The sequence below is a fragment of the Burkholderia sp. Bp8992 genome (assembly GCF_003853705.1).
In the GTDB taxonomy this organism is placed as follows: Bacteria; Pseudomonadota; Gammaproteobacteria; order Burkholderiales; family Burkholderiaceae; genus Burkholderia.
Map to the genome: position 1 here is coordinate 208,771 of NZ_QTQI01000006.1, position 21,573 is coordinate 230,343.

General features: G+C 66.6%; 22 protein-coding genes. 11 read left to right on the forward strand and 11 right to left on the reverse strand.

Going from position 1 to position 21,573, the window contains the following annotated elements:
- Nucleotides 1–121 precede the first annotated feature (121 nt).
- The 7 genes from DIE03_RS12125 to DIE03_RS12155 all read right to left on the reverse strand — a co-directional run bounded on the left by DIE03_RS12125 (nucleotide 122) and on the right by DIE03_RS12155 (nucleotide 7,081).
- Nucleotides 122–913: an aspartate/glutamate racemase family protein gene (locus DIE03_RS12125; protein ID WP_124450510.1), complete on the reverse strand. Its 792-nt coding sequence runs from the start codon at nucleotides 911–913 to the stop codon at nucleotides 122–124.
- Between the two features lie 10 nt (nucleotides 914–923).
- A complete protein-coding gene (locus DIE03_RS12130) occupies nucleotides 924–2,408 on the reverse strand; it encodes an NCS1 family nucleobase:cation symporter-1 (RefSeq protein WP_124450512.1) in 1,485 nt (494 codons plus the stop codon).
- A 149-nt stretch (nucleotides 2,409–2,557) separates the two neighbouring features.
- Entirely contained in the window at nucleotides 2,558–3,262 is a 705-nt protein-coding gene (locus tag DIE03_RS12135; protein WP_124450514.1) for a GntR family transcriptional regulator, read from the reverse strand.
- Between the two features lie 307 nt (nucleotides 3,263–3,569).
- On the reverse strand, nucleotides 3,570–4,508 hold the full coding sequence (ldcA, locus tag DIE03_RS12140) for a muramoyltetrapeptide carboxypeptidase (RefSeq protein ID WP_124450516.1): 939 nt from the start codon (nucleotides 4,506–4,508) through the stop codon (nucleotides 3,570–3,572).
- An 81-nt stretch (nucleotides 4,509–4,589) separates the two neighbouring features.
- On the reverse strand, nucleotides 4,590–5,186 hold the full coding sequence (tadA, locus tag DIE03_RS12145; RefSeq protein WP_124450518.1) for a tRNA adenosine(34) deaminase TadA: 597 nt from the start codon (nucleotides 5,184–5,186) through the stop codon (nucleotides 4,590–4,592).
- Nucleotides 5,183–5,584: a DnaJ family domain-containing protein gene (locus DIE03_RS12150; protein WP_012328731.1), complete on the reverse strand. Its 402-nt coding sequence runs from the start codon at nucleotides 5,582–5,584 to the stop codon at nucleotides 5,183–5,185. Before DIE03_RS12150 ends, tadA begins: the two co-directional genes overlap by 4 nt.
- Nucleotides 5,585–5,863: 279 nt before the next feature.
- Nucleotides 5,864–7,081, reverse strand: a complete 1,218-nt coding sequence (locus DIE03_RS12155; RefSeq protein ID WP_124450520.1) for an MFS transporter — start codon at nucleotides 7,079–7,081, stop codon at nucleotides 5,864–5,866.
- 290 nt (nucleotides 7,082–7,371) lie between these two features.
- Here DIE03_RS12155 and DIE03_RS12160 point away from each other — a divergent pair, with 290 nt between their 5' ends.
- The 9 genes from DIE03_RS12160 (at nucleotide 7,372) to DIE03_RS12205 (ending at nucleotide 14,411) form a co-directional block, all read left to right on the forward strand.
- Nucleotides 7,372–8,142, forward strand: coding sequence for a GntR family transcriptional regulator (locus DIE03_RS12160; RefSeq protein ID WP_124450522.1), 771 nt, complete (start codon nucleotides 7,372–7,374; stop codon nucleotides 8,140–8,142).
- Nucleotides 8,139–9,878 carry a fumarate reductase/succinate dehydrogenase flavoprotein subunit gene (locus DIE03_RS12165; protein WP_124450524.1) on the forward strand — a complete coding sequence of 580 codons (1,740 nt, stop codon included), beginning with the start codon at nucleotides 8,139–8,141 and terminating at the stop codon, nucleotides 9,876–9,878. The genes DIE03_RS12160 and DIE03_RS12165 overlap by 4 nt, the downstream gene beginning before the upstream one ends.
- 11 nt (nucleotides 9,879–9,889) lie before the next feature.
- Nucleotides 9,890–10,135 (forward strand): ferredoxin family protein, encoded by a 246-nt coding sequence (locus DIE03_RS12170; protein WP_124450526.1) that lies wholly within the window; start codon nucleotides 9,890–9,892, stop codon nucleotides 10,133–10,135.
- A 31-nt stretch (nucleotides 10,136–10,166) separates the two neighbouring features.
- Nucleotides 10,167–11,162, forward strand: coding sequence for a HEAT repeat domain-containing protein (locus DIE03_RS12175; protein WP_124450528.1), 996 nt, complete (start codon nucleotides 10,167–10,169; stop codon nucleotides 11,160–11,162).
- Entirely contained in the window at nucleotides 11,159–11,437 is a 279-nt protein-coding gene (locus DIE03_RS12180; RefSeq protein WP_124450530.1) for a DUF971 domain-containing protein, read from the forward strand. The genes DIE03_RS12175 and DIE03_RS12180 overlap by 4 nt, the downstream gene beginning before the upstream one ends.
- Before the next feature lie 105 nt (nucleotides 11,438–11,542).
- Nucleotides 11,543–12,427, forward strand: coding sequence for an NAD(P)-dependent oxidoreductase (locus DIE03_RS12185; protein ID WP_124450532.1), 885 nt, complete (start codon nucleotides 11,543–11,545; stop codon nucleotides 12,425–12,427).
- A 49-nt stretch (nucleotides 12,428–12,476) separates the two neighbouring features.
- On the forward strand, nucleotides 12,477–12,965 hold the full coding sequence (locus tag DIE03_RS12190; protein ID WP_124450534.1) for an NUDIX hydrolase: 489 nt from the start codon (nucleotides 12,477–12,479) through the stop codon (nucleotides 12,963–12,965).
- 97 nt (nucleotides 12,966–13,062) lie between these two features.
- Nucleotides 13,063–13,512: an acetyltransferase gene (locus DIE03_RS12195; protein ID WP_124450535.1), complete on the forward strand. Its 450-nt coding sequence runs from the start codon at nucleotides 13,063–13,065 to the stop codon at nucleotides 13,510–13,512.
- 281 nt (nucleotides 13,513–13,793) lie between these two features.
- Nucleotides 13,794–14,411 carry a PolC-type DNA polymerase III gene (locus tag DIE03_RS12205; protein ID WP_124450537.1) on the forward strand — a complete coding sequence of 206 codons (618 nt, stop codon included), beginning with the start codon at nucleotides 13,794–13,796 and terminating at the stop codon, nucleotides 14,409–14,411.
- A 268-nt stretch (nucleotides 14,412–14,679) separates the two neighbouring features.
- Here DIE03_RS12205 and DIE03_RS12210 read toward each other — a convergent pair whose 3' ends face one another.
- Nucleotides 14,680–15,261, reverse strand: a complete 582-nt coding sequence (locus DIE03_RS12210) for a TetR/AcrR family transcriptional regulator (protein ID WP_260434867.1) — start codon at nucleotides 15,259–15,261, stop codon at nucleotides 14,680–14,682.
- A 258-nt stretch (nucleotides 15,262–15,519) separates the two neighbouring features.
- Here DIE03_RS12210 and DIE03_RS12215 point away from each other — a divergent pair, with 258 nt between their 5' ends.
- Both DIE03_RS12215 and DIE03_RS12220 read left to right on the forward strand, forming a co-directional pair.
- Entirely contained in the window at nucleotides 15,520–16,650 is a 1,131-nt protein-coding gene (locus DIE03_RS12215) for an alpha/beta fold hydrolase (protein ID WP_124450657.1), read from the forward strand.
- Nucleotides 16,651–16,754: 104 nt separating this feature from the next.
- Nucleotides 16,755–17,369 carry an NIPSNAP family protein gene (locus DIE03_RS12220; RefSeq protein ID WP_124450541.1) on the forward strand — a complete coding sequence of 205 codons (615 nt, stop codon included), beginning with the start codon at nucleotides 16,755–16,757 and terminating at the stop codon, nucleotides 17,367–17,369.
- Between the two features lie 298 nt (nucleotides 17,370–17,667).
- On the opposite strand, the gene guaA is transcribed toward DIE03_RS12220, so the two are convergent.
- The 3 genes from guaA to guaB form a co-directional block, all read right to left on the reverse strand.
- Entirely contained in the window at nucleotides 17,668–19,287 is a 1,620-nt protein-coding gene (guaA, locus tag DIE03_RS12225; protein WP_124450543.1) for a glutamine-hydrolyzing GMP synthase, read from the reverse strand.
- Between the two features lie 107 nt (nucleotides 19,288–19,394).
- A complete protein-coding gene (locus DIE03_RS12230; protein WP_124450545.1) occupies nucleotides 19,395–20,000 on the reverse strand; it encodes a hypothetical protein in 606 nt (201 codons plus the stop codon).
- Nucleotides 20,001–20,006: 6 nt separating this feature from the next.
- Entirely contained in the window at nucleotides 20,007–21,467 is a 1,461-nt protein-coding gene (gene guaB / locus DIE03_RS12235; protein WP_011352433.1) for an IMP dehydrogenase, read from the reverse strand.
- Nucleotides 21,468–21,573 lie beyond the last annotated feature (106 nt).

Genomic DNA, 21,573 nt, shown 5'->3' on the forward strand with positions numbered 1-21,573 from the left:
AAATAATGGGTTCGCATCGACTGCGCGGCACCCGGAGGCCGGCCGCACAAGCCGATGCGATGACGGCCCAGTGTAGCGAAAACGTTCATACGCGCCCATACAGCGGCGCAGATAGTGCGTGTCAGACGGTGTGTATGTGCGGTTGCGGCAAATTCGCGACCGGTTCCGCCGCATCCCCGTCCGGCGGGCTGAAGCGGGCGAATGCTCCGTCGTAGCGTTTCGCCAGCGGCCGCGCGAAATCGCCGCGTTTCGCGGTCGCGAGGCGCAGCGCGACGAGCGCCTCGGCCCATTTGACGGCCGTCGTGACGCCCTCGACCACCGGCGCGCCGATCTGCTGCTCGATCTCGTGCGCGAACTCGGCCATCCCCGCGCAGCCGAGCACGATCGCGTCTGCGCCGTCCTCGTCGAGCGCGCGCCGGCATTCGTCGACGATGATCCGGCGCGCGGCCGAACCCGGCCGGTCGAGTTCGAGCACCGCAACGTCGGTCGCGCGCACGTTGCGGCAGAAACGCTTCATCCCGTAGCGCTCCGCGAGGTGCCACGCCATCCCGCAGGTGCGCGCGAGCGTCGTGACGACCGAGAAGCCCGGCGCGAGCACGCTCGCCGCGTGCATCGCGGCCTCGGCGATGCCGATCACCGGCCCGCGCGCGAGCTCGCGCGCCGCGTACAGGCCCGGATCGCCGAAGCACGCGATCACATACGCATCGCAGCCGTCGCGCTCGCCCTGCGCGATCTCGGCGAGCAGGCCCGGCGTCGCGAACGCCTCGTCGTAATACCCTTCGATCGACGGCGGCCCCATCGGCGGGCTCACCGCGACGATCTCCGTGCCTGCGGCCGCGACCTCGCGTGCGCAGCGGCCCATTGCGTCGGTCATCCGCTGCGTCGTGTTCGGATTGATCAGTCGGATCTTCATCGCAGGCTCCTCATGCCTTCGTGCTCGCGAGCAGCCGGTAGAACACGAAGCCGAGCCCCGCGCCGATGAACCACGAGAAGTTCGCGACGCCCTGCCAGCCCGGCACCATCACGCACACGACCGCGATCACCGCGGCCGGCAGCAGCGCGGCGAGCGCGCGGCGGTTCACGCCGCCCGTGTACCAGTACGTGCCGCTTTCCGACATCGTGTACAGATCGTCGCGGACGAGCCGGCCGCGCTTGACGAGGTAGAAGTCGGCGATCAGCACGCCGTACAGCGGGCCGATGAACGCGCCGAGCACGTCGAGCGTGTAGTGGATCACGGCCGGGTTGTTGAACAGGTTCCAAGGCGTGATGAAGATCGACGCGACGGCCGCGAGCATCCCGCCCGCGCGCCAGCTGATCAGGCGCGGCGCGACGTTCGAGAAGTCGAACGCGGGCGACACGAAGTTCGCGACGATGTTGATGCCGATCGTCGCGATCGTAAACGTCAGCGCGCCGAGGATCACCGCGGTCGGATGGTCAATGCGGCCGACCGTCGCGACCGGGTCGGTGATGAGTTCGCCGAACACCGGCAGCGTCGCGGCGGTGGTGATCACCGTGACGAGCGAGAACGCGAGGAAGTTGACGGGCAGTCCCCAGAAATTGCCGCGCTTCACGTCGCCGAACGAGCGGCAGTAGCGCGAGAAGTCGCCGAAGTTCAGCATCGGCCCGGAGAAGTACGACACGACCAGCGACACGGCCGTGATCATCACCGGGATCACTTCCGCGCCGTGATACTTGACGCCGCCGAGGTTGATGCCGATGTTGCGCCAGCCCGCGCGCCACACCATGTAGCCGGCGAGGATGAACATCACGACGTAGACGGCAGGCCCCGCGAAGTCGATGAACTTCTTGATCGTCTCCATCCCGTTCCAGAACACGAACGCCTGCAGCACCCACAGCAGCATGAAGCCGGCCCAGCCGACCGCCGAGAGCCCGAGGAAGCCGTAGCGATGGACGTCCGCGTACGGCAGCCATTGCGGGAAGAACTTCAGCACGACGATCACGAGCGCGCTGGACGCGAGATAGGTCTGGATGCCGTACCACGCGATCGCGATCAATCCGCGGATCACGGCCGGCACGTTCGCGCCGAGCACGCCGAACGTCGCGCGGCAGGCGACCGGATACGGCACGCCGATCTGCTGGCTCGGTCGTGCGATCAGGTTGCACAGCGCGTTCACGAGGCCGATGCCGACGATCAGCGCGATCAGCACCTGCCAGCTCGTCAACCCGAGCGCGAACAGGCTGCCCGCGAACACGTAGCCGCCGACGCTGTGCACGTCCGACATCCAGAACGCGAAGATGTTGTACGAACCCCATGTCTGATTCTTCAGGGGTGCCAAATCTTCGTTGTACAGACGTTCGCTGTAACCATTCGGCAGCGTCGGGTCGCCGCCCTCGCCGCCTTCTTCCGCCGGATAGGCGCTCTCGTGCGCCACACTGAACTGAGCCATGACTTCTCCTTGACGCGGCCGGACGGCCGCTCCACCGTCATCGATATCGCTCCGGATCGTCGCCCGGAGTCGGACCAGCGGCCCGCGGCACATGCCGCGGGCCTGCATTTCGCTCGTTCTGTGGCGCGCGGCCGGGTTCGCGTCGCCGCTCAGGCGCCGCCGAACACTTCGCGCAAATCGACCTGCCCTTGTGCGGGCCGGTCCAGCATCTTCAGTTCGACATGCTGCAGGTGGCGCGCCATCAGCGTCACCGCCTGCTTCGGATCGCCCGCCTCCAGCGCGGCGAGGATCTCGTCGTGGTCGTCGCACGAGCACGGGCTGCGCCCGTGCGATTCGTACAGCGCCGACATCAGCGTCGAGCGTGCGACGAGCCCTTCGAGGCACTCGCTGAGCGTCGCATTGCCCATCAGCGTCGCGAGCGCCGTATGGAATTCGCCCGACAGCCGGATCCACGCCGCGAAGTCGTGCCGCTCGAACGCCCTGCGTTCCTTGTCGATCAGCGCCGCGACGCCCTTCAGCCGCTTCGCGCCGGGCCCGGTTGCAAGCCGCTCGACCACCGCAAGCTCGATGATCCGGCGCATCTCGAACACCTCGTGCACGTCCTGCAGCGTCGGGCTCGCGACGAACGCGCCGCGGTTCGGCTCGAGGTCGACCAGCTTGTCGGTAGCGAGCTGCGCGAGCGCCTGGCGAATCGTCCCGCGCTTCACGTCGAACACGTCGCAGAGTTGCGCCTCCGTCAGCTTCGCGCCGGGCGCGAGCCGATGCTCGAGGATCGCGGTGCGGATCCGCTCGGCGATCGCTTCGGGACCGGCTGCGCCGGACGGATGGGAATCGGGCTCGTTCATGATCTGCATCGTGTGATGGTCCTCATCCTAGGTCGGACATAAATATTGTCAACAATTCTTTTACGGGATTGCGCACAACCATCGTGCATCGATATGACCATGCTCGGTGCAGGATGCGCGTCTTCCATGCACGACAAGCGTTACAGGCAGGACAGAGGCCCTTCTCGTCGTATACCCGCCCGGCTTTTTTGTTGACAAAAATGGTGCACAGCCTGGCAACGACCGGTCTCATGCCGATGAAAATCTTCGACCGTTAGTTGCGCATTTACCTAAAGAAAAAGGCGGGAAGCCCGCCTTTCGATCGATCGCGCCGGCATCAGCCGAGATGCGGATAGTCCGACAGTGTCAGCCGGAAGCCGTGTGCATTCGCGACCAGTTGCGCCTGCGCACCGAACGGCAGCGTCAGCAGGTCGGGCACATGGCCGAACTGGAGCCCCGTGACGACCGGGATCCCGATCGTCGCGCGGACCTGCTCGATCATCGCCTGCATGTCGTAGCCGTTGTCGTACTCGAACGGCCGCGCGCCGGTGAACTGGCCGAGCACGAGCGCCTGCTGGCGCGCGAGCAGCCCCGACAGGTGCAGCTGATAGATCATCCGCTCGATCCGGAACGGCTGCTCGTTGACGTCCTCGATGAACAGGATGCCGCCCTCGATGTCGGGCATGTACGGCGTACCGATCAGCGACGTCAGGATCGCGAGGTTGCCGCCCCACAGCGTGCCCGTCACGTTCACGGTCTGCACCTGCGGCGCCTCGGTGACGATCGTCGTGCCCGGCTGCGTCAGCGTCTGCCAGAAGTGCTGCATCGTGAAATCGCTCGGCGTTTCCGCACCGAAGTCGGCAGACAGCATCGGGCCGCCGAACGTCTTGATGCGCGCCTTCGCGTACAGCGCGAGCTGGATCGCGGTGAAGTCGCTGTGGCCGACGAGCGCGACCGGCTGGTCGCGCAGCCTGCGTTCGAGCCCGCGATAGTCGAGCCCGTGCAGGATCCGCGCGGCGCCGTAGCCGCCGCGCACCGCGAGCGCGATGTCCGGCAGCGGCCGCTCGGGATCGGCGAGGCGGTTCAGGTCGCCTGCCCGCTCGCCGTCGGTGCCGCCGAAGCGCTGGAAGCGTCGCTGCGTCGCCTCGATGTTCTCGATGCGGTGCTGCGCGGTGCTGAGGCGCTCGAGCGCGCGGTTGATCGCGTCCGGGTCGTGCGGATAGCCGGACGGCGCCAGCAGGCGGATGGTGTAGGACGCGGCGGGCTGGAAGGACATGGCGAAAGGTGTCGGGTCGTCAAACCTGCTTAGAGGGTCTGAACCGTCTCCGGTTCACGGCGTGATGCCGGGCCGGTGTGCTTATGACGCGCCGGATTCGGCATCGCGGGCGAGCCGCGCTTCGCGCAGCGCGCGGCGGCGCTCGGCGAAGAACGACTTCAGCGCGGCGCCGCACTCGTCGGCAAGCACGCCGCCCGTCACTTCGGTGTGGTGGTTGAGCTGCGGATTCGCGAACGCGTCGATCACGCTGCCGCACGCGCCCGTCTTCGGGTCGGCGGCGCCGTAGACGACCCGCGCGATGCGCGCATGCATGATCGCGCCTGCGCACATCAGGCACGGCTCGAGCGTCACATATAGCTCGCAGCCGGGCATCCGGTAGTTCTGCAGATGCTGCGCGGCCATCCGCAGCGCAGCCATTTCCGCGTGCGCCGACGGGTCGTGCCCGCCGATCGGATGGTTGAAGCCGCGTGCGATCACTTCGTCGCCGCGCACGAGCACCGCGCCGACCGGCACTTCGCCGGCCGCGCGCGCCTCTTCGGCGGCGGCCTGCGCGAGCCGCATGAAATGCAGGTCGCGCGCCGACACGGGCGCGGCTTCGGAAACAGGAGAATCGGCGGCCGGTTCGGCCGCCGGGGCGGTTGCCGACGGGGCTGCGTCGTGCAGCGCGCCGGACGTCACATCGGCCCCGCTTCGGCGGGCGCTTCGTCGAGCCCGCGCTCGCACAGGCGCTCCGCGATGCGCCGGCAGTAGTCGCGCGGCATCACCATCGGACCGCCGCGCAGCGATTCGAGCGCCATGTCGAGCGCGAGGATCTTGGCCTGCAGGCGGCAGCGCGCGGCACGGTCGCTGACCGCCTGCACTTCGTCATGCAGGTTGCGCAGCGCGCGCAATTGCTCGACGGCCGGCGGCACGAAGCCCGCGTTCTTCAGGATACGGTTGGCCACCCGCACCTCCTCGGGCACGAGCAGGTCGTCATCCAGCGCCTGCGGCGCGCCGGTACCCGGCAAATCGTCGAACTCGCCCCGCGCGGCGGCGGCGGCAATACGTTGTTCGACCAGGGCGTCAAGCAATCTCATCAGTCAATCGGAACAATGCGGCAGGCCGAATTCTAGCAGGGTGACGCGGCTATGACAGGCCCTTCGAATATATGCTCGATATTGTGTTTTTAGGGGCCGAATCGCAGCGCATGCACGCCGATCGCCATCGAATGCCGCTCTGCTGCGCTGCAGCGGGCTGAGCGCCGTCCGGACCGTCGCAAACGCAAGCGGTATCGGGCCCTGTTTTTTGTTCGCGACGACGCGCGTCGGGCCGCGCCGATACCGCGCAACGGCAGACGCGCGGCTTGCGTTGCCGCGTCACGCGGCCGCCGTTTCCGCCCGCGGTTTCGCGAACGGTCGGAACATGGACGCGATCAGGAACGCACCGAGGCCGATCGCGAACGAACCGAGGTACAGCCAGCCGTAACTGCCGAACGTATCGATGATCAGGCCGCCGGCGACCGGGCCCGCGGCCATCCCGAGGCTGCCGGCCATCGCGCAGCCGCCGATCACGGTGCCCATCATCCTCAGCGGGAAGTTCTCGCGTGCCAGCACCGAATACAGCGGCATCACGCCCGCGTAGATGAAGCCGAACAGCGTCGCGACCGCGTAGAACCCGTCGAGCGAGCGCACGAAGTAATAGCCGAGCGCGCCGAGCGCCTGCGCGAGCAGCCCGGCCACCAGCATGCGCTTCGCGCCGAGGCGGTCGCCGAGAATCCCGAACGCGATCCGGCCGCCCATGCCCGCGAGCCCTTCGACGCTGTAGATCGACACCGCGACGATCAGCGGGATCCCGCACGTGACCGCGTAGCTGACCGTATGGAAGATCGGGCCCGAGTGCGTCGCGCAGCAGAAGAAATTGGTCAGCAGCAGGATCATGAACTGCGGCGAGCGCAGCGCGTCCGCGACCGACATCGCCGCGGGCGTGCCGGCGGGCGAAGGCGCGGCGGGCGCCGGTGCCTGGCCGAGCGCGGGCGCCCGCCGCACCAGCAGCGACACCGGAATCATCACGACGGCCGCCAGCGCGGCAATCAGCAGCATCGACGTGCGCCAGTCGCGCACCGACACGAGCCACGCGGCGAGCGGTGCCATCGTCATCGGCGCCATCCCCATGCCGGCCGACACGAGCGACACCGCGAGGCTGCGATGCGTGTCGAACCAGCCCGTCACGCACGCCATCATCGGCGCGAATATCGCGGCCGTCGCGCCGCCGACGGCGAGGCCGAAGGTCAGCTGGAACACCAGCAGCGACGGCGCGCGGCTCGCCAGCGCGAGACTCGCCGACAGCAGCACCGCGCCCGCGACGACGACCGGCCGCGTGCCGATCCGGTCCGACAGGCTGCCCCACGCCATGCTCGCGAAAGCCATTGCGATGAAGCCCAGAGTCATCGCAGTGGAAATGCCGGTCATCGACCAGCCCGTGTCGCGCGCGATGGCGCGCAGGAACACCGGCAGCGAAAACATCGCGCCGATCGCGACGCAGCCCATCAGGCCGCCCGCGGCGACGATCACCCAGCGGTATCGGGAATCCGTCATTTGACGTCTCCTGGTTCGTTTCGCCTCTCCTCGGAAACCGGGCGCAGGCCGCGTGTGCGGCGCAATGCCCGGTCGACATGGATACGACGGGCGGACCGGCGGGAAATCGACATGCTCGACCGATGGGGCCGGCGATTTTTTATTGTCGATCGATTCGCGAGGCCGGCAAGGGGCAGATCACGCGCTCGCCCTGCTTTTCCGGAATCGGAAATTCGATATCGGAAATGGTTGGTTGGGCCGCGCGACCGTGCTGACTACACTCGGATCATCTTGTCATAACAAGTTGATCGATGACCTCATCCAACGTCGTGCCGCTGTCGGCGGCCCCGCTCTACGTGCAGATCAAGGACACGCTGCGCGCGCGCATTCTCGACGGCACCTACGCGCCGCACAGCCGGATGCCGTCCGAACACGAACTCTGCACGATGTTCGACGTCAGCCGCATCACGGTGCGCCAGGCGCTCGGCGACCTGCAGAAGGAAGGACTGCTGTTCAAGCTGCACGGCAAGGGCACGTTCGTGTCGAAGCCGAAGGCGTTCCAGAACGTGACATCGCTGCAGGGCTTCGCCGAGGCGATGTCGTCGATGGGCTACGAGATCGTCAACCAGCTGCGCAGCTTCCGCACCGTGAGGGCCGACCGCCATCTCGCGACGAAACTGAACGTGCCGGAGGGCGCGCCGCTCGTCGAGATCCACCGCGTGCGGCTGCTGAACCGCGAACCGGTGTCGCTCGAACAGACCTGGGTGCCCGAAGCGCTCGGCAAGCGCCTCGCGGGCGCCGATCTCGCGACCCGCGACATCTTCCTCGTGCTGGAAAACGACTGCGGCATCCCGCTCGGCCATGCCGACGTGTCGATCGACGCGATCCTCGCCGACGACGAGATCGTCGACGCGCTGCACGTCGAGGAAAGCAGCCCCGTGCTGCGCATCGAGCGCCTCACGCACGACGCGTCAGGTGCCCCGATCGACTACGAATACCTCTACTTCCGCGGCGACGCATTCCAGTACCGGCTGCGCATCGACCGGCAAAAGGCACGCAAATCTGCAAGGAAACAGCAATGACGACCCAGGTTCATGAATACGACGTCGTCGTGGTCGGCGGCGGCACGGCCGGCCCGATGGCGGCGATCAAGGCGAAGGAGCGCGACCCGTCCCTGCGCGTGCTGCTGCTCGAGAAAGCCAACGTGAAGCGCAGCGGCGCGATCTCGATGGGGATGGACGGCCTGAACAACGCGGTGATCCCCGGTCATGCGACGCCCGAGCAGTACACGCGCGAGATCACGATCGCCAACGACGGCATCGTCGACCAGGAAGCCGTGTACGCGTATGCGACGCACAGCTTCGCGACGATCGAGCAGCTCGACCGCTGGGGCGTGAAGTTCGAGAAGGACGGCACCGGCGACTACGCGGTGAAGAAGGTCCATCACATGGGCTCGTACGTGCTGCCGATGCCGGAAGGACACGACATCAAGAAGGTGCTGTATCGGCAACTGAAGCGCGCGCGCATCGCGATCACGAACCGGATCGTCGCGACGCGGGTGCTGACCGATACGCAGGGCCGCGCGAGCGGCGTGCTCGGCTTCGACTGCCGCACCGCCGAGTTTCACGTGATCCGCGCGAAGGCCGTGATCCTCTGTTGCGGCGCCGCCGGCCGTCTCGGCTTGCCGGCGTCGGGCTACCTGATGGGCACCTACGAGAACCCGACCAACGCGGGAGACGGCTACGCGATGGCCTATCACGCGGGCGCCGCGCTCGCGAATCTCGAGTGCTTCCAGATCAACCCGCTGATCAAGGACTACAACGGCCCCGCATGCGCGTACGTGACGGGCCCGCTCGGCGGCTTCACCGCGAACGGCAAGGGCGAGCGCTTCATCGAATGCGACTACTGGAGCGGCCAGATGATGTGGGAGTTCTACCAGGAACTGCAGAGCGGCAACGGCCCCGTATTCCTGAAGCTCGACCATCTCGCGGAGGAAACGATCCAGACCATCGAGCAGATCCTGCATACGAACGAGCGGCCGAGCCGCGGCCGCTTCCATGCCGGGCGCGGCACCGACTACCGCAGCCAGATGGTCGAGATGCACATTTCCGAGATCGGCTTCTGCAGCGGCCACAGCGCATCGGGCGTGTACGTGAATGCACGCGCGGAGACGACGGTGCCGGGGCTCTACGCCGCCGGCGACATGGCGGCCGTCCCGCACAACTACATGCTCGGTGCGTTCACGTACGGCTGGTTCGCCGGGCAGAACGCGGCCGATTACGTGGCCGGCCGCGAACACGCCCCGGTGGACGACGCACAGGTCGACGCCGAGCGCACCCGCGTGCTCGCGCCGTTGCTGCGCGAGCGCGGCCTGGCGCCGGCGCAGGTCGAGTACAAGCTGCGCCGCATGGTGAACGACTACCTGCAACCGCCGAAGGTGACGCGCAAGATGGAAATCGGGCTGCAGCGTTTTGACGAAATTACTGAGGATATCGAAAAAATAAAGGCCGACAACCCGCACGAACTGATGCGCGCGGCCGAAGTACGCGCGATCCGCGACTGTGCCGAAATGGCCGCGCGCGCGTCGCTGTTCCGCACTGAAAGCCGATGGGGGCTGTACCACCATCGCGTCGACTTTCCGCACCGCAACGACGCCGAATGGTTCTGCCACACGTGGCTGCGCAAGGATGCCGCGGGCGCGATGCGCAGCGAAAAACGGCCGGTCGAACCGTACGTCGTGCCGCTTGCCGACGACGAACGCGGCGCCTACGCGCAGTTGCGCATTCGCGAACCGGCCGCGCTCGCGGCCGCCCTTTGAGGAACCTTGCCATGCCCCATACCCTGCACGACATCTTCCAGCGCAGCAGCGCGCCCGTGACGATCGACGAGTCGTTGTGCATCGCCGACAAGGGCTGCACCGTGTGCGTCGACGTGTGTCCGCTCGACCTGCTCGCGATCGACGTCACCAAGGGCAAGGCCTACATGCAGTTCGACGAATGCTGGTACTGCATGCCGTGCGAACGCGACTGCCCGACCGGCGCGGTCAAGGTCGACATCCCTTACCTGCTGCGCTGACTGCGTGCGTCAGCGCCCTTCTCCCTCGCTCATGACCGACTCCTCCTTCGCTTCCCCGCTACCCGGCGCATACGGGCACGACCAGGCCGCGCCCGTCGCCCGCCTCGCCGCGCCCGACGCGTCCGTGCGCCGCGTCGCGCTGTTCGAACTCGCGGATCTCGAAGATCCCGAACTCGTGCCGTCGTTCGTTGCCGTGCTGCGCACCGACCCGTCGGCCGACGTGCGCGGCGAAGCCGCCCGTGTACTTGGTGCATGGGAACAGCCCGATGTCGTCGACGCACTGTGCGGCGCGCTGCTCGATCCCGATGAAGACGTGCGCGCCGCCGCCGCACAGAGCTTGTCCGAACTGAAGGACGCGGCATCGGGTACCGTGCTGGGCCGCTGGGCCGACCGGCCCGAGCCGTTCGTGCGCCGTGCCGTGCTGCGGGGAATGCGCGAGTTGCGCGACCCCGGCGCGTTCGCACCCGCGCTGCGCGCGCTCGATGCGGAGCTGCCGGCCGTGCGCGCCGAAGCCGTTGCGGTGCTCGGCTGGCTCAAGGATGCGCGCGCCCTGGCGCCGCTCGCGCGCATCGCGACGGCCGACACCGATGCGGACGTGCGACGTTCCGCGGTCGGCTCGATCGGCTTCGCGGCCGCCGACGATGCGACCGTCGTCGACGCGCTGCTCGCCGCGCTGCGCGACCGCGCATGGCAGGTGCGCGAGGAAGCCGCCACGACGCTCGGCAAGCTGCGCGTGCCGACGGCACGCGAGCCGCTCGTCGCCGCGCTCGACGACGAATATTGGCAGGTGCGCCTGCGTGCCGCGCGCGCGCTCGGACAGTTGCGCGATGCGGCTGCGGCGCCGGCCGTCGTCGCACTGCTCTCGCATGCGATCAGCAATCTGCGCAAGGAAGCCGCGCTTGCGCTCGGCGAATTGCGCGACCGTGCAACACTGCCGGCGCTGAACGACGCGCTCGAAGATCGCGACCCCGAAGTCCGCAAGGCCGTGCGGATCGCGATCGGCCAAATCGGCGACGCTCCGCGATGAGCGCGCCGACCGAAATCGCACTCGATCATCCGTCACGCGCGTTGACGCTGCGCTGGCCGGACGGCAACACGCAGCGCATCGGCTACGCGCAATTGCGCGGCGATTGCCCGTGCGCGGAATGCCGACGGATCCGGCGTGACGGCGGTCGCGTCGATGCACGGCCCGACCTGACGCTGGAAGGCGTGGAACCGGCCGGCTACGGCATCCGCTTCATGTTCGGCGACGGCCACGCGCGCGGCATCTATCCGTGGCCGTATCTGGCGGGCATCGCCTAGCGCCCGTCATGCGGCTACCGCGGTCGTACGAGCGGGATGCAGGCATGCGCAAACGCTGCGATACTGGCGCCCACGATCGTCTTCACCCACCGTGGGAGCCAGGACATGCAGACGGCAGTCGGATTCATCGGCCTCGGCGTGATGGGCACGCCGATGGCGCTCAATCTTGCGCGGGCCGGCACGCCGCTCGTCGCATGGAGCCGTTCGCACGGCAGCGACGACGCACTTCGCGCCGCCGGCGCACACGTCGCCGAGGACGTCGACGACGTATTCGCGACCTGCCGCACCGTGATCCTGATGCTCGCGAACGACGCGGCAATCGATGCCGTCCTCGCGCGCGGCATGCCCGGTTTTGCCGCTCGCGTCGGCGGCCGCACGATCGTCAACATGGGCACGAATGCGCCCGAATACTCGCGCGCGCTCGCCGATGAAATCGCCGCCGCGTCGGGCCGCTACGTCGAGGCGCCCGTGTCGGGCTCGCGCAAGCCGGCCGAAGCTGGCCAGCTCGTCGTGATGCTGGCCGGTGCACCGGACGACGTCGATGCGGTGCGCGCGCTCGTGAAACCGCTGTGCCGCGACAGCTTCGTATGCGGCGACGTGCCGTCGGCGCTGACGATGAAGCTCGCCGTCAACCTGTTCCTGATCACGATGGTCACCGGTCTCGCCGAAGCCACGCATTTCGCGCAACGCCACGGTATCGACCTCGCGCGCTTCGCCGACGTGCTGAACGCGGGCCCGATGGCCAGCGACGTGTCGCGCGTGAAGCTCGGCAAGCTCGTCGCGGAAGATTTCTCGGTACAGGCCGCGATCACCGACGTGCTGAAGAACGCGCGCCTCGTCGCCGAATCGGCACGCGGCATCGGCATCGCTTCGCCGCTGCTCGACATCTGCCATGCGCTTTACGGCGAAACCGAGCAGGCTGGACATGGCGCGGCCGACATGGTCGCCGTGATCCGTGCGATCGAACAGCGTACCGGGGACGCGCGATGAGCCGCGTGCCCACCCACGCGCTCGATCGCGCCGACAGGTAGGCGCGACCATGTCCGTAACCGGCACCTCCGCAACAGGCAACGCTGCTTCCTTGCGCCCCGTTCCCGCCGTGATCGGCATCGTGCTGCGCGAGCGCGACGTGCTGCTCGTGCGCCGCGCGAATCCGCCCGATGCAGGCTGCTGGGGCTTCCCCGGCGGCAAGATCGAGCCCGGCGAGCCGCTCGCGGATGCGGTCGTGCGCGAGATCGCGGAAGAGACGACGATCGACGTCGAGGCGCTCGACGCCTTTACCGCGCTGGACGCGTTCGATTACGATGCACACGGCGCCGTGCGCGAGCATTTCATCATGGTCGCCGTGCTGTGCAGATGGTTGCGCGGCACGCCGGCCGCCGGCGACGACGCGCTCGACGCGCGCTGGTTCGGCATCGCCGAACTCGACCGCGACGATTTGCCGATGAGCGCCGGCGTGCGCGACGTCGCGCAACGGGCGCTCGAGCGGGCGGCGATGCTGGGCAACGCGCGTCCACCATCCGCCTGACACACCACTGCCGCTTGCGCGTCACCTTGCGCGCGATGCGTTCGATTCATCACGGCGCCGGCTACCCGCCGAGCGCCGCATCATCACCCATCAAACCATGATCAGAATTCGCCGATCCACCGAGGCCGACGGCACACGCGTGCTGGACATCTGGCGCACCGCAGTCGATGCCACGCATCACTTCCTGAGCGACGACGATCGTCGTTCGATCGAATCCGAAGTCGTCGCGTTTCTGCCGGGCGCACCGCTCGATCTGGCCGTCGACGAGACCGATCGTCCGATCGGCTTCATGCTGCTCGACGGCAGCCACATGGAGGCGCTGTTCGTCGATCCCGCCCACCATGGCGCGGGGGTCGGGCGGCGACTGGTCGAAGAAGCGCTCAAGCGCCACCCCGGCCTGTCGACCGACGTCAACGAACAGAACGAGGCGGCGGCGCGATTCTATGAACGGCTCGGATTCGAGCGCTGCGGGCGATCGGCGCTGGATGGACAAGGGCGACCTTATCCGCTGATACACCTTCGTTATCGCGGTGACGATCGGGACTGAGCCGGCGTCCGGGCAACGACGAGACACTGCACGCGCCCGGTCCGGATGCGCTGAAAACGACAGCGCACTTGCGACATGCGCACAGCCGTGGCCGGATCCGGCACCACGGCGAAAAAGAAGCAGTGCACGGGAACCGGCGGCAGCGCATCGAATCCAGGTAGCTTCGGTTGAGTCGCGGCAGCCCGTTCGAATGGCCTGGTGCGGGATTTTCGCCGCACGCCCGAAGATGCTACCCTCTCGGCCAAACTCGACACCCTCTGATGAAGCACCCGAATTCAACCATGCAAACCGTCGCGGTACTGGACTTCGAAACAACCGGCCTGTCGCCGAACCTGGGCGACCGTGCGACCGAAATTGCCGTCATCCTGCTGCGCGACGGGCAGGTCGTCGACCGTTTCCAGAGCTTGATGAATGCAGGCAGACGCATCCCGTCCGATGTCGTTGCGCTCACCGGCATCACGAACGACATGATCGCAGCGGCGCCGCCCGCGTCCGAAGTCATGAAGGAAGCGGCGGCGTTCGTCGGCAAGCATGCGGTCGTGGCCCACAACGCCGGTTTCGACAAGCGCTTCTGGCAGTCGGAACTCGGGCTGCTCGGCATGTCGGCCGACCATGCGTTTGCGTGCACGATGCTGGTGGCGCGACGGATCTACCCGGACGCGCGAAGTCACCGCCTGTCGAGCCTCGCCGAGATGCTGCGGCTGCCGCAAACGGGCCGTGCGCACCGCGCGATGGTCGATGCCGAGATGGCCGGCCATCTGTGGTGCCGGTTGCAGCAGGATATTTCGCGGACTTATGGACTGGAGCGGATCGATCACGCGTTGATGTCGCGTGTTCAGGTGACGACCAAGGCGAAAGTACCGATGTACCTGCGGTCGCTCGTGCGGACGCATGCGTGACGAATCCGGCCCAGGAACGGCAACGCGGCGTTGCCTGACCGACTTCGCGCGTTAGCGCAAGACAGCCGGGTCGCTTCTTGCCTCCGCCCGAAACGGGGGCAACCAGCCAACCGAATCGCCAATCCGCTTGCGGACCATCGCGACGCGCCGACCACGGAAGCCCCTGAATCCATGAAGTTGCTTCTGCGAATGGACATTCGCCAAAGATGCGACGCGCTCCCCAAGGCGACCGATACCCGTTTCATCCGACCGGGAACATTGACCCGGATCACCCGCCGGGAGCAGCCAATCGTTGGGCACTCACCTCCGCCAGCGCCTCGAATATGGCGGGCGTACGCTCCAGGCGGGCGATCGTCCGCGCGCCTTCGAGGGCCGCGACCAATGCGGCCGCGGTAGACGACGCGCGCGCGGGAGCGAAACCGCATCCTGTGAAATGCTGCGCAATGATCTCGGTGGACGCAACGAATCCGCGCGCTACCCGTTGGGTCAGGTCGGCGTCGAGCGCGGGCAACTCATTCGCCAGATTCTGCATCAGACATCCGTACTGGAAATCAGAGGCAACCATTTCAGCCGCGAATGTGCTGAACAGCCGCTGGACAAAATTCAGCGCATCGCCTGTCGTCTCCGACGAGATGTTGCGCAGTACCGCCATTCGCGCCTCAATGTAATTGTCGATTGCTTCTTCCGCGAGTTGCGCCTTGCCACGTGGAAAGTGGAAATAGAACGATCCTTTGGGCGCACCGCTCTCATTCAGGATCTGGGTCAATCCCGTCGCGGTGTAGCCCTGGATGCGAAACAGCCGTTCGGCCGTGGCAATCGCGCGGTCGCGCGCGTCAGTCTTGCGTGTCATTCCGAAAACGTACCACGTCTCGCTTGACGTCGCTATGGTGACCGCCATACTATGGTGATCACCATATTTCGAGCCCCGACGATGCCCCATGACCCCGACAAGCCATCGGCGTCCCGTCGAGCTTTCCTGGCGATGGGCGCGGCCAGCTTGGTTGCGGCTTCAATTCGACCTGCTGCCGCCGCAAACCCGATAGGAGGAACTGCTTTGACCACGTCAATGTATGGCGACGGAACCCTTCCGACGGGGGTGCGCTCGCGGATGGTCCATGGGGTCAACGGCCTCGACGTCCATATTCTCGAGGCCGGTTATGAAAGGCCCGATCGGCCGCTCGCACTGCTTCTGCATGGTTTCCCCGATCTGGCTTACGGCTGGCGGCACGTGATGCCGTTGCTGGCGGACGCCGGCTACCACGTCGTGGCGCCTGATCAGCGCGGTTGTGGCCGCACCACCGGTTCGGTGAACGACTATGACGCCCCGCTTGCGCCCTTCAGCCTGCTGAATATGGCGCGCGACGCCCTCGGCTTGGTTTTCGCGTTGGGTTATCGGCGTACGGCGATGCTCGTCGGGCACGATCTCGGCTCGCCCGTGACGGCCTATTGTGCGCTGGCCCGACCTGACGTCTTTCCGTCGGTGGTGCTGATGAGCGCGCCATTCCCCGGTCCGCCGACGTTTCCGTTCGACGTCGCGAAAAGCGAAGGATCGTCGGTCCAGCCGAACACGGGCATGCAAAAGTTGGCGGCTGCGCTGGCGGCACTCGATCCGCCGAGGCAGTATTACCAGCAATACCTGAGCTCACGAGCGGCGAACCCTGACATGTGGCACCCGCCTCAAGGCTTGCACGCGTTACTTCGTGCATTTTTCCACGTCAAGAGCGCCGACTGGCCGGGAAACAAGCCGCATCCGTTGCAGGCGCCAACCGCCGCGGAATTTGCACGGATGCCCACCTATTACGTCATGGATCTCGGCAAGACGATGGCCGAGACCGTCGCGCCATTCCACCCTTCCGCCGCCGAGGTCATGGCCTGCACCTGGCTCACCGAGCCGGAACTCGCGGTGTACACGGCGGAGTACGGCCGCACGGGGTTTCAAGGCGCGCTGCAGGCTTATCGTGTCTTTTCCGATCCTGCCCTGAACGCCGGGTTGCGCCTGTTCTCGGGCAAGACGATCGATGTCCCTTCGCTTTTCATTGGCGGGAAAAGCGATTGGGGCACGTATTCGGCGCCTGGCTCGCTCGATCTCATGAGGACGAAGGCGACGACGAGAATGGCGGGCATCGAGCTGATCGACGGCGCAGGTCACTGGATCCAGCAGGAGCAGCCGGTTCGCCTCGCCGAACGCCTGCTTGCCTTCGTCAAGGACGTGGACGCGGTGGATCACACCGTCGGTTAGGTCGGGGGGCCTGTCGTCCGGTCTTGAAAAGATCGCCTGCCCGGCTCACCCTTTCGACGAAGAAACGAACGGATGCGTTTCGGAACCGGCAAAGGAGCATTGGCATGCCGTATGAACTGACGACCCTTTCGTGCTCGCTTCTGGAGCAGGCGACCGTATCCGACGACGCCCGCCGCTGGGTGTCGGACGCTGACGCGGCTGGCATGCTCCTGGGTTCATGGCGAACGGAAATCGGCGAGCTCGGGCAAATCATCGTGTTGCGCAAGTTCGAGACCATGCACGAACTCCAGCGCGAACGTGAACGCGCTTATATGGCCGAACAGCCGTTTCATATAGCGAACCCGCACATCCGGCTGGACATGGAAAGCTATGCGCTGTTTCCTTTTTTGCCCGAGGTTCAACCCGCAACATTCGGCAAGTTTTACGAACTTCGCCGCTACTGGTTGAAACCCGGTGGAATCGCGCCGACCATCGCCGCCTGGGAGCAGGCCGTCGCACCGGCCAAGGCTTACACGTCGCATCTGGTCGCAAACATGTACGCGCTCGATGGCCCGCCTCGCATCGCCCACATCTGGGGATTCTCGAGCCTGGAAGAACGCATGAACCTGCGGGCGCAGCATTATTCCGCTGGGCTCTGGCCGCCCAAAGGCGGCCCCCAGCAGATCGAAAAGGCGACCTCGACCATCTGCCTGCCTGAAGCGTGGTCGCCGATGTGCTGAAGTCAACGACAGCGATATGGGATTGCGCGCGGCGCCGCGCCGCGCCGGGCAGAAGGCTTGTCAATCTGGGACTGCGGCGTAACACCCGCCTTCCCGAGAAGACTTTTACCGTCACGGACGGTAAAAGTCCGAATGGTGATTGAGAGCGTCTCAATCCGCCCTCGATTCTTGCCGCCAGTTTTATCGCCGGCCGGCTTTGCTGGCCGGCGATAACCTCCGATACGTGCCGCGATGTATTTTCAAATCAATACGCCACGACGATTTTTCGGCGGCTGGCGATAGCCCCCAAGTCGCTGAATCACTCCCACTCGATCGTCGCCGGCGGCTTGCCCGAGATGTCGTACACGACCCGGTTGATGCCGCGCACTTCGTTGATGATCCGGTTCGACGCACGGCCGAGCAGCGCGTACGGCAGGTGCGCCCAGTGTGCGGTCATGAAGTCGGTCGTCTGCACCGCGCGCAGCGACGTCACGTAGTCGTAGGTCCGGCCATCGCCCATCACGCCGACCGACTTGACCGGCAGGAACACCGCGAATGCCTGGCTCGTCAGGTCGTACCAGCTCTTGCCGACATCGGCTTCGCCGCACAGGCCCGCTGCCGCATCCTGCGCGGTCGCGATCGTGCCGCGCAGTTCCTCGATGAAGATCGCGTCCGCGCGGCGCAGCAGGTCCGCGTACTCGCGCTTCACTTCGCCGAGAATCCGCACGCCGAGGCCCGGGCCCGGGAACGGATGGCGATACACCATCTCCGGCGGCAGGCCGAGCGCGACGCCCAGCTCGCGCACTTCGTCCTTGAACAGGTCGCGCAGCGGCTCGAGCAGCTTCAGGCCGAGCGTTTCCGGCAGGCCGCCGACGTTGTGGTGACTCTTGATCGTCGTCGCCTTCTTCGTCTTCGTGCCGCCCGATTCGACCACGTCCGGGTAGATCGTGCCCTGCGCGAGCCACTTCGCCTTCGACAGCTTCTTCGCTTCGGCCTGGAACACCTCGACGAACTCGCGGCCGATGATCTTGCGCTTTGCTTCCGGATCGGTCACGCCGGCCAGGTGGCCGAGGAACTGATCGGCGGCATCGACGTGCACGACCTTCGCATGCAGGCGGCCCTCGAACATGTCGAGCACCATCTTGCCTTCGTTCAGGCGCAGCAGGCCGTGGTCGACGAACACGCAGGTCAGCTGGTCGCCGATCGCGCGATGGATCAGCGCGGCTGCGACGCTCGAATCGACGCCGCCCGACAGGCCGAGAATCACTTCCTCGTCACCGACCTGCTCGCGGATCTTCGCGACAGCTTCCTCGATATGGTTCTTCATGATCCAGTCGGGCTTCGCACCGGCGATCTGCAGCACGAAGCGTTCGATGATCTGGCGGCCCTTCACCGTGTGCGTGACTTCCGGGTGGAACTGCACCGCGTAGTAGCCGCGCGCCTCGTCGGCCATGCCGGCGATCGGGCAGCTCGGCGTCGACGCCATCAGCGCGAAGCCCGGCGGAAGCTCGGCAACCTTGTCGCCGTGGCTCATCCACACCTTCAGCATGCCGTGGCCTTCGGCCGTCGTGAAATCCTCGATGCCGTCGAGCAGGCGCGTATGGCCGTGCGCGCGCATTTCCGCATAGCCGAATTCGCGATGGTCGCTCCACTCGACCTTGCCGCCGAGCTGCACGGCCATCGTCTGCATGCCGTAGCAGATGCCGAGCACCGGCACGCCGAGATCCCACACGGCCTGCGGCGCGCGCAGCTGATGGTCCTCGTACGTGCTCGCGTGGCTGCCCGAGAGGATCACCGCCTTCGGCGCGAACTCGCGGACGAAGTCGTCGGATACATCGTTCGGATGGATTTCGCAGTAGACGTGCGCTTCACGCACACGACGCGCAATCAGTTGGGTGACTTGCGAACCGAAGTCGAGAATCAGGATTTTGTCGTGCATGGCTGCGGACGGGATGAAGAGAATAAGAAAAGCAGCGCATCAAGCGCTGCGTCAAAAGCATGGACAGCGGCGTCGGGCGGCAGGCGGCTCGCGCGACGCATCGCCGGTCAATCCTGCATCGGCGGGCGTTCGTCGAGTGCGACGCCGCCTGACGACTGACGGGAACCGGATGAAGCCGGCGACGATGCAGCAGGCGCCGCGGGACGGCTGACGACGGGCTCGACGCGCTGCGGTGCGGGCGACGACGCCGGCGCCATCGCCGGCTCGGCCGGACGCTGCGCCGGTGCGCGCGCCTCGAGCGCCTGCGCCTTCTCGCGCCGGCGCACGGCCGATGCGATTCGCACGCCGCCGAGGCCCAGCAGGATCAGCGCGACACCGGCCACGACCGACAGCACCCGGCCGGCGGCCGCCAGCGCGGGACCGCTGCCGGCGCCGAGCGACCAGACGATCGTCAGCACGCCGGTCAGCCAGTACACATGGCTGACCGACCGCGCCACCGGCGCCGTGAGGTCACCGTTGAACGCCGCATGAAACGCGAGCCACGCGAGACCGAGCAACGCGATGCCGAACGCCTGGCCGAGCATCGCCGGCTGGATGTTCTGCAACTGCAGCGCGTTGAACAGCGACTGCCAGGGCGTCAGCACGAACAGCACGCCGAACGCCAGCAGCAGCACGGCATCGAGGATCAGCACGGCTCGCAGCAGCGGTTTCATCGGCGATCAGTCCACGTGGTAGTTCGGCGCTTCCTTCGTGATCTGCACGTCGTGCACGTGCGACTCGCGCATGCCCGCCGCGGTGATCTGGACGAATTCGGCCTTGTCGTGCAGCTCGTCGATCGTCTTGCAGCCGCAGTAGCCCATGCTCGCGCGCACGCCGCCGACCAGCTGGAACAGGATCGCGTTGACCGAACCCTTGTACGCGACACGGCCTTCGATGCCTTCCGGCACGAGCTTGTCGATGTTCGCCGAGTTGTCCTGGAAGTAGCGGTCTGCCGCGCCGTCCTTCATCGCGCCGACCGAACCCATGCCGCGGTACGACTTGTACTGGCGGCCCTGGTACAGGAACACGTCGCCCGGCGCCTCTTCGGTGCCCGCGAACATGCTGCCCATCATCACCGCGTTCGCGCCGGCCGCGAGGGCCTTCGACACGTCGCCCGAGAAGCGCACGCCGCCGTCGGCGATGCACGGCACGCCGGTGCCCTTCAGCGCTTCCGCGACGTTCGCGATCGCGCTGATCTGCGGCACGCCGACACCGGCGACGATCCGCGTCGTGCAGATCGAGCCCGGGCCGATACCGACCTTGACCGCGTCCGCACCGTATTCGACCAGCGCCTTCGCGGCGGCAGCCGTCGCGATGTTGCCGCCGATCACCTCGACGTGCGGGAAGTTCTGCTTGACCCAGCGGACGCGCTCGAGCACGCCCTTGCTGTGACCGTGCGCGGTATCGACGACGATCACGTCGACGCCGGCCTGCACCAGCAGCTCGACGCGCTCTTCGTTGTCCGGGCCGACGCCGACCGCCGCGCCTGCGCGCAGCTTGCCGTGCTCGTCCTTGCACGCGTCCGGGTGCTCGGTCTGCTTCGTGATGTCCTTGACGGTCATCAGGCCGCGCAGCTCGAACGCGTCGTTGACGACCAGCACGCGCTCGAGGCGGTGGCTGTGCATCAGCGCCTTCGCTTCGGCGAGCGGCGTGCCTTCCTTGACCGTGACGAGGCGCTCGCGCGGCGTCATGATCGACTTGACCGGCTCGTCGAGGCGCGTTTCGAAACGCAGGTCGCGGTTCGTGACGATACCGACGAGCTGCGGGCCTTCGACGACCGGGAAACCCGAGATGCCATGCTGGCGCGACAGCGCGATCACGTCGCGCACCTTCATCTGCGGCGGCACCGTGATCGGGTCGCGGACGACGCCCGACTCGAAACGCTTGACCTTGGCGACTTCGCGGGCCTGCTCGGCCGGCGTGAGGTTCTTGTGGACGATACCGACGCCACCCTGCTGGGCCATCGCGATTGCGAGGCGACCTTCGGTGACCGTGTCCATCGCGGCGGACACGAGCGGCATGTTCAGGGAGATGTTGCGGGTCAGCTTGGTCTTGAGGCTGGTGTCGCGCGGGAGAACGTCGGAGAAGGCGGGAACGAGGAGCACGTCATCGAAAGTGAGTGCTTTTTGGATCAGACGCATGGCAAATCCTATGGGCGCAAAAGCGAATTATACGCGAAGCGCCGTGAATTTTCACAACACGAACAACGGCTTAGCCGGTTCCGGCCGTTCGGGGGCCGAATCGTTC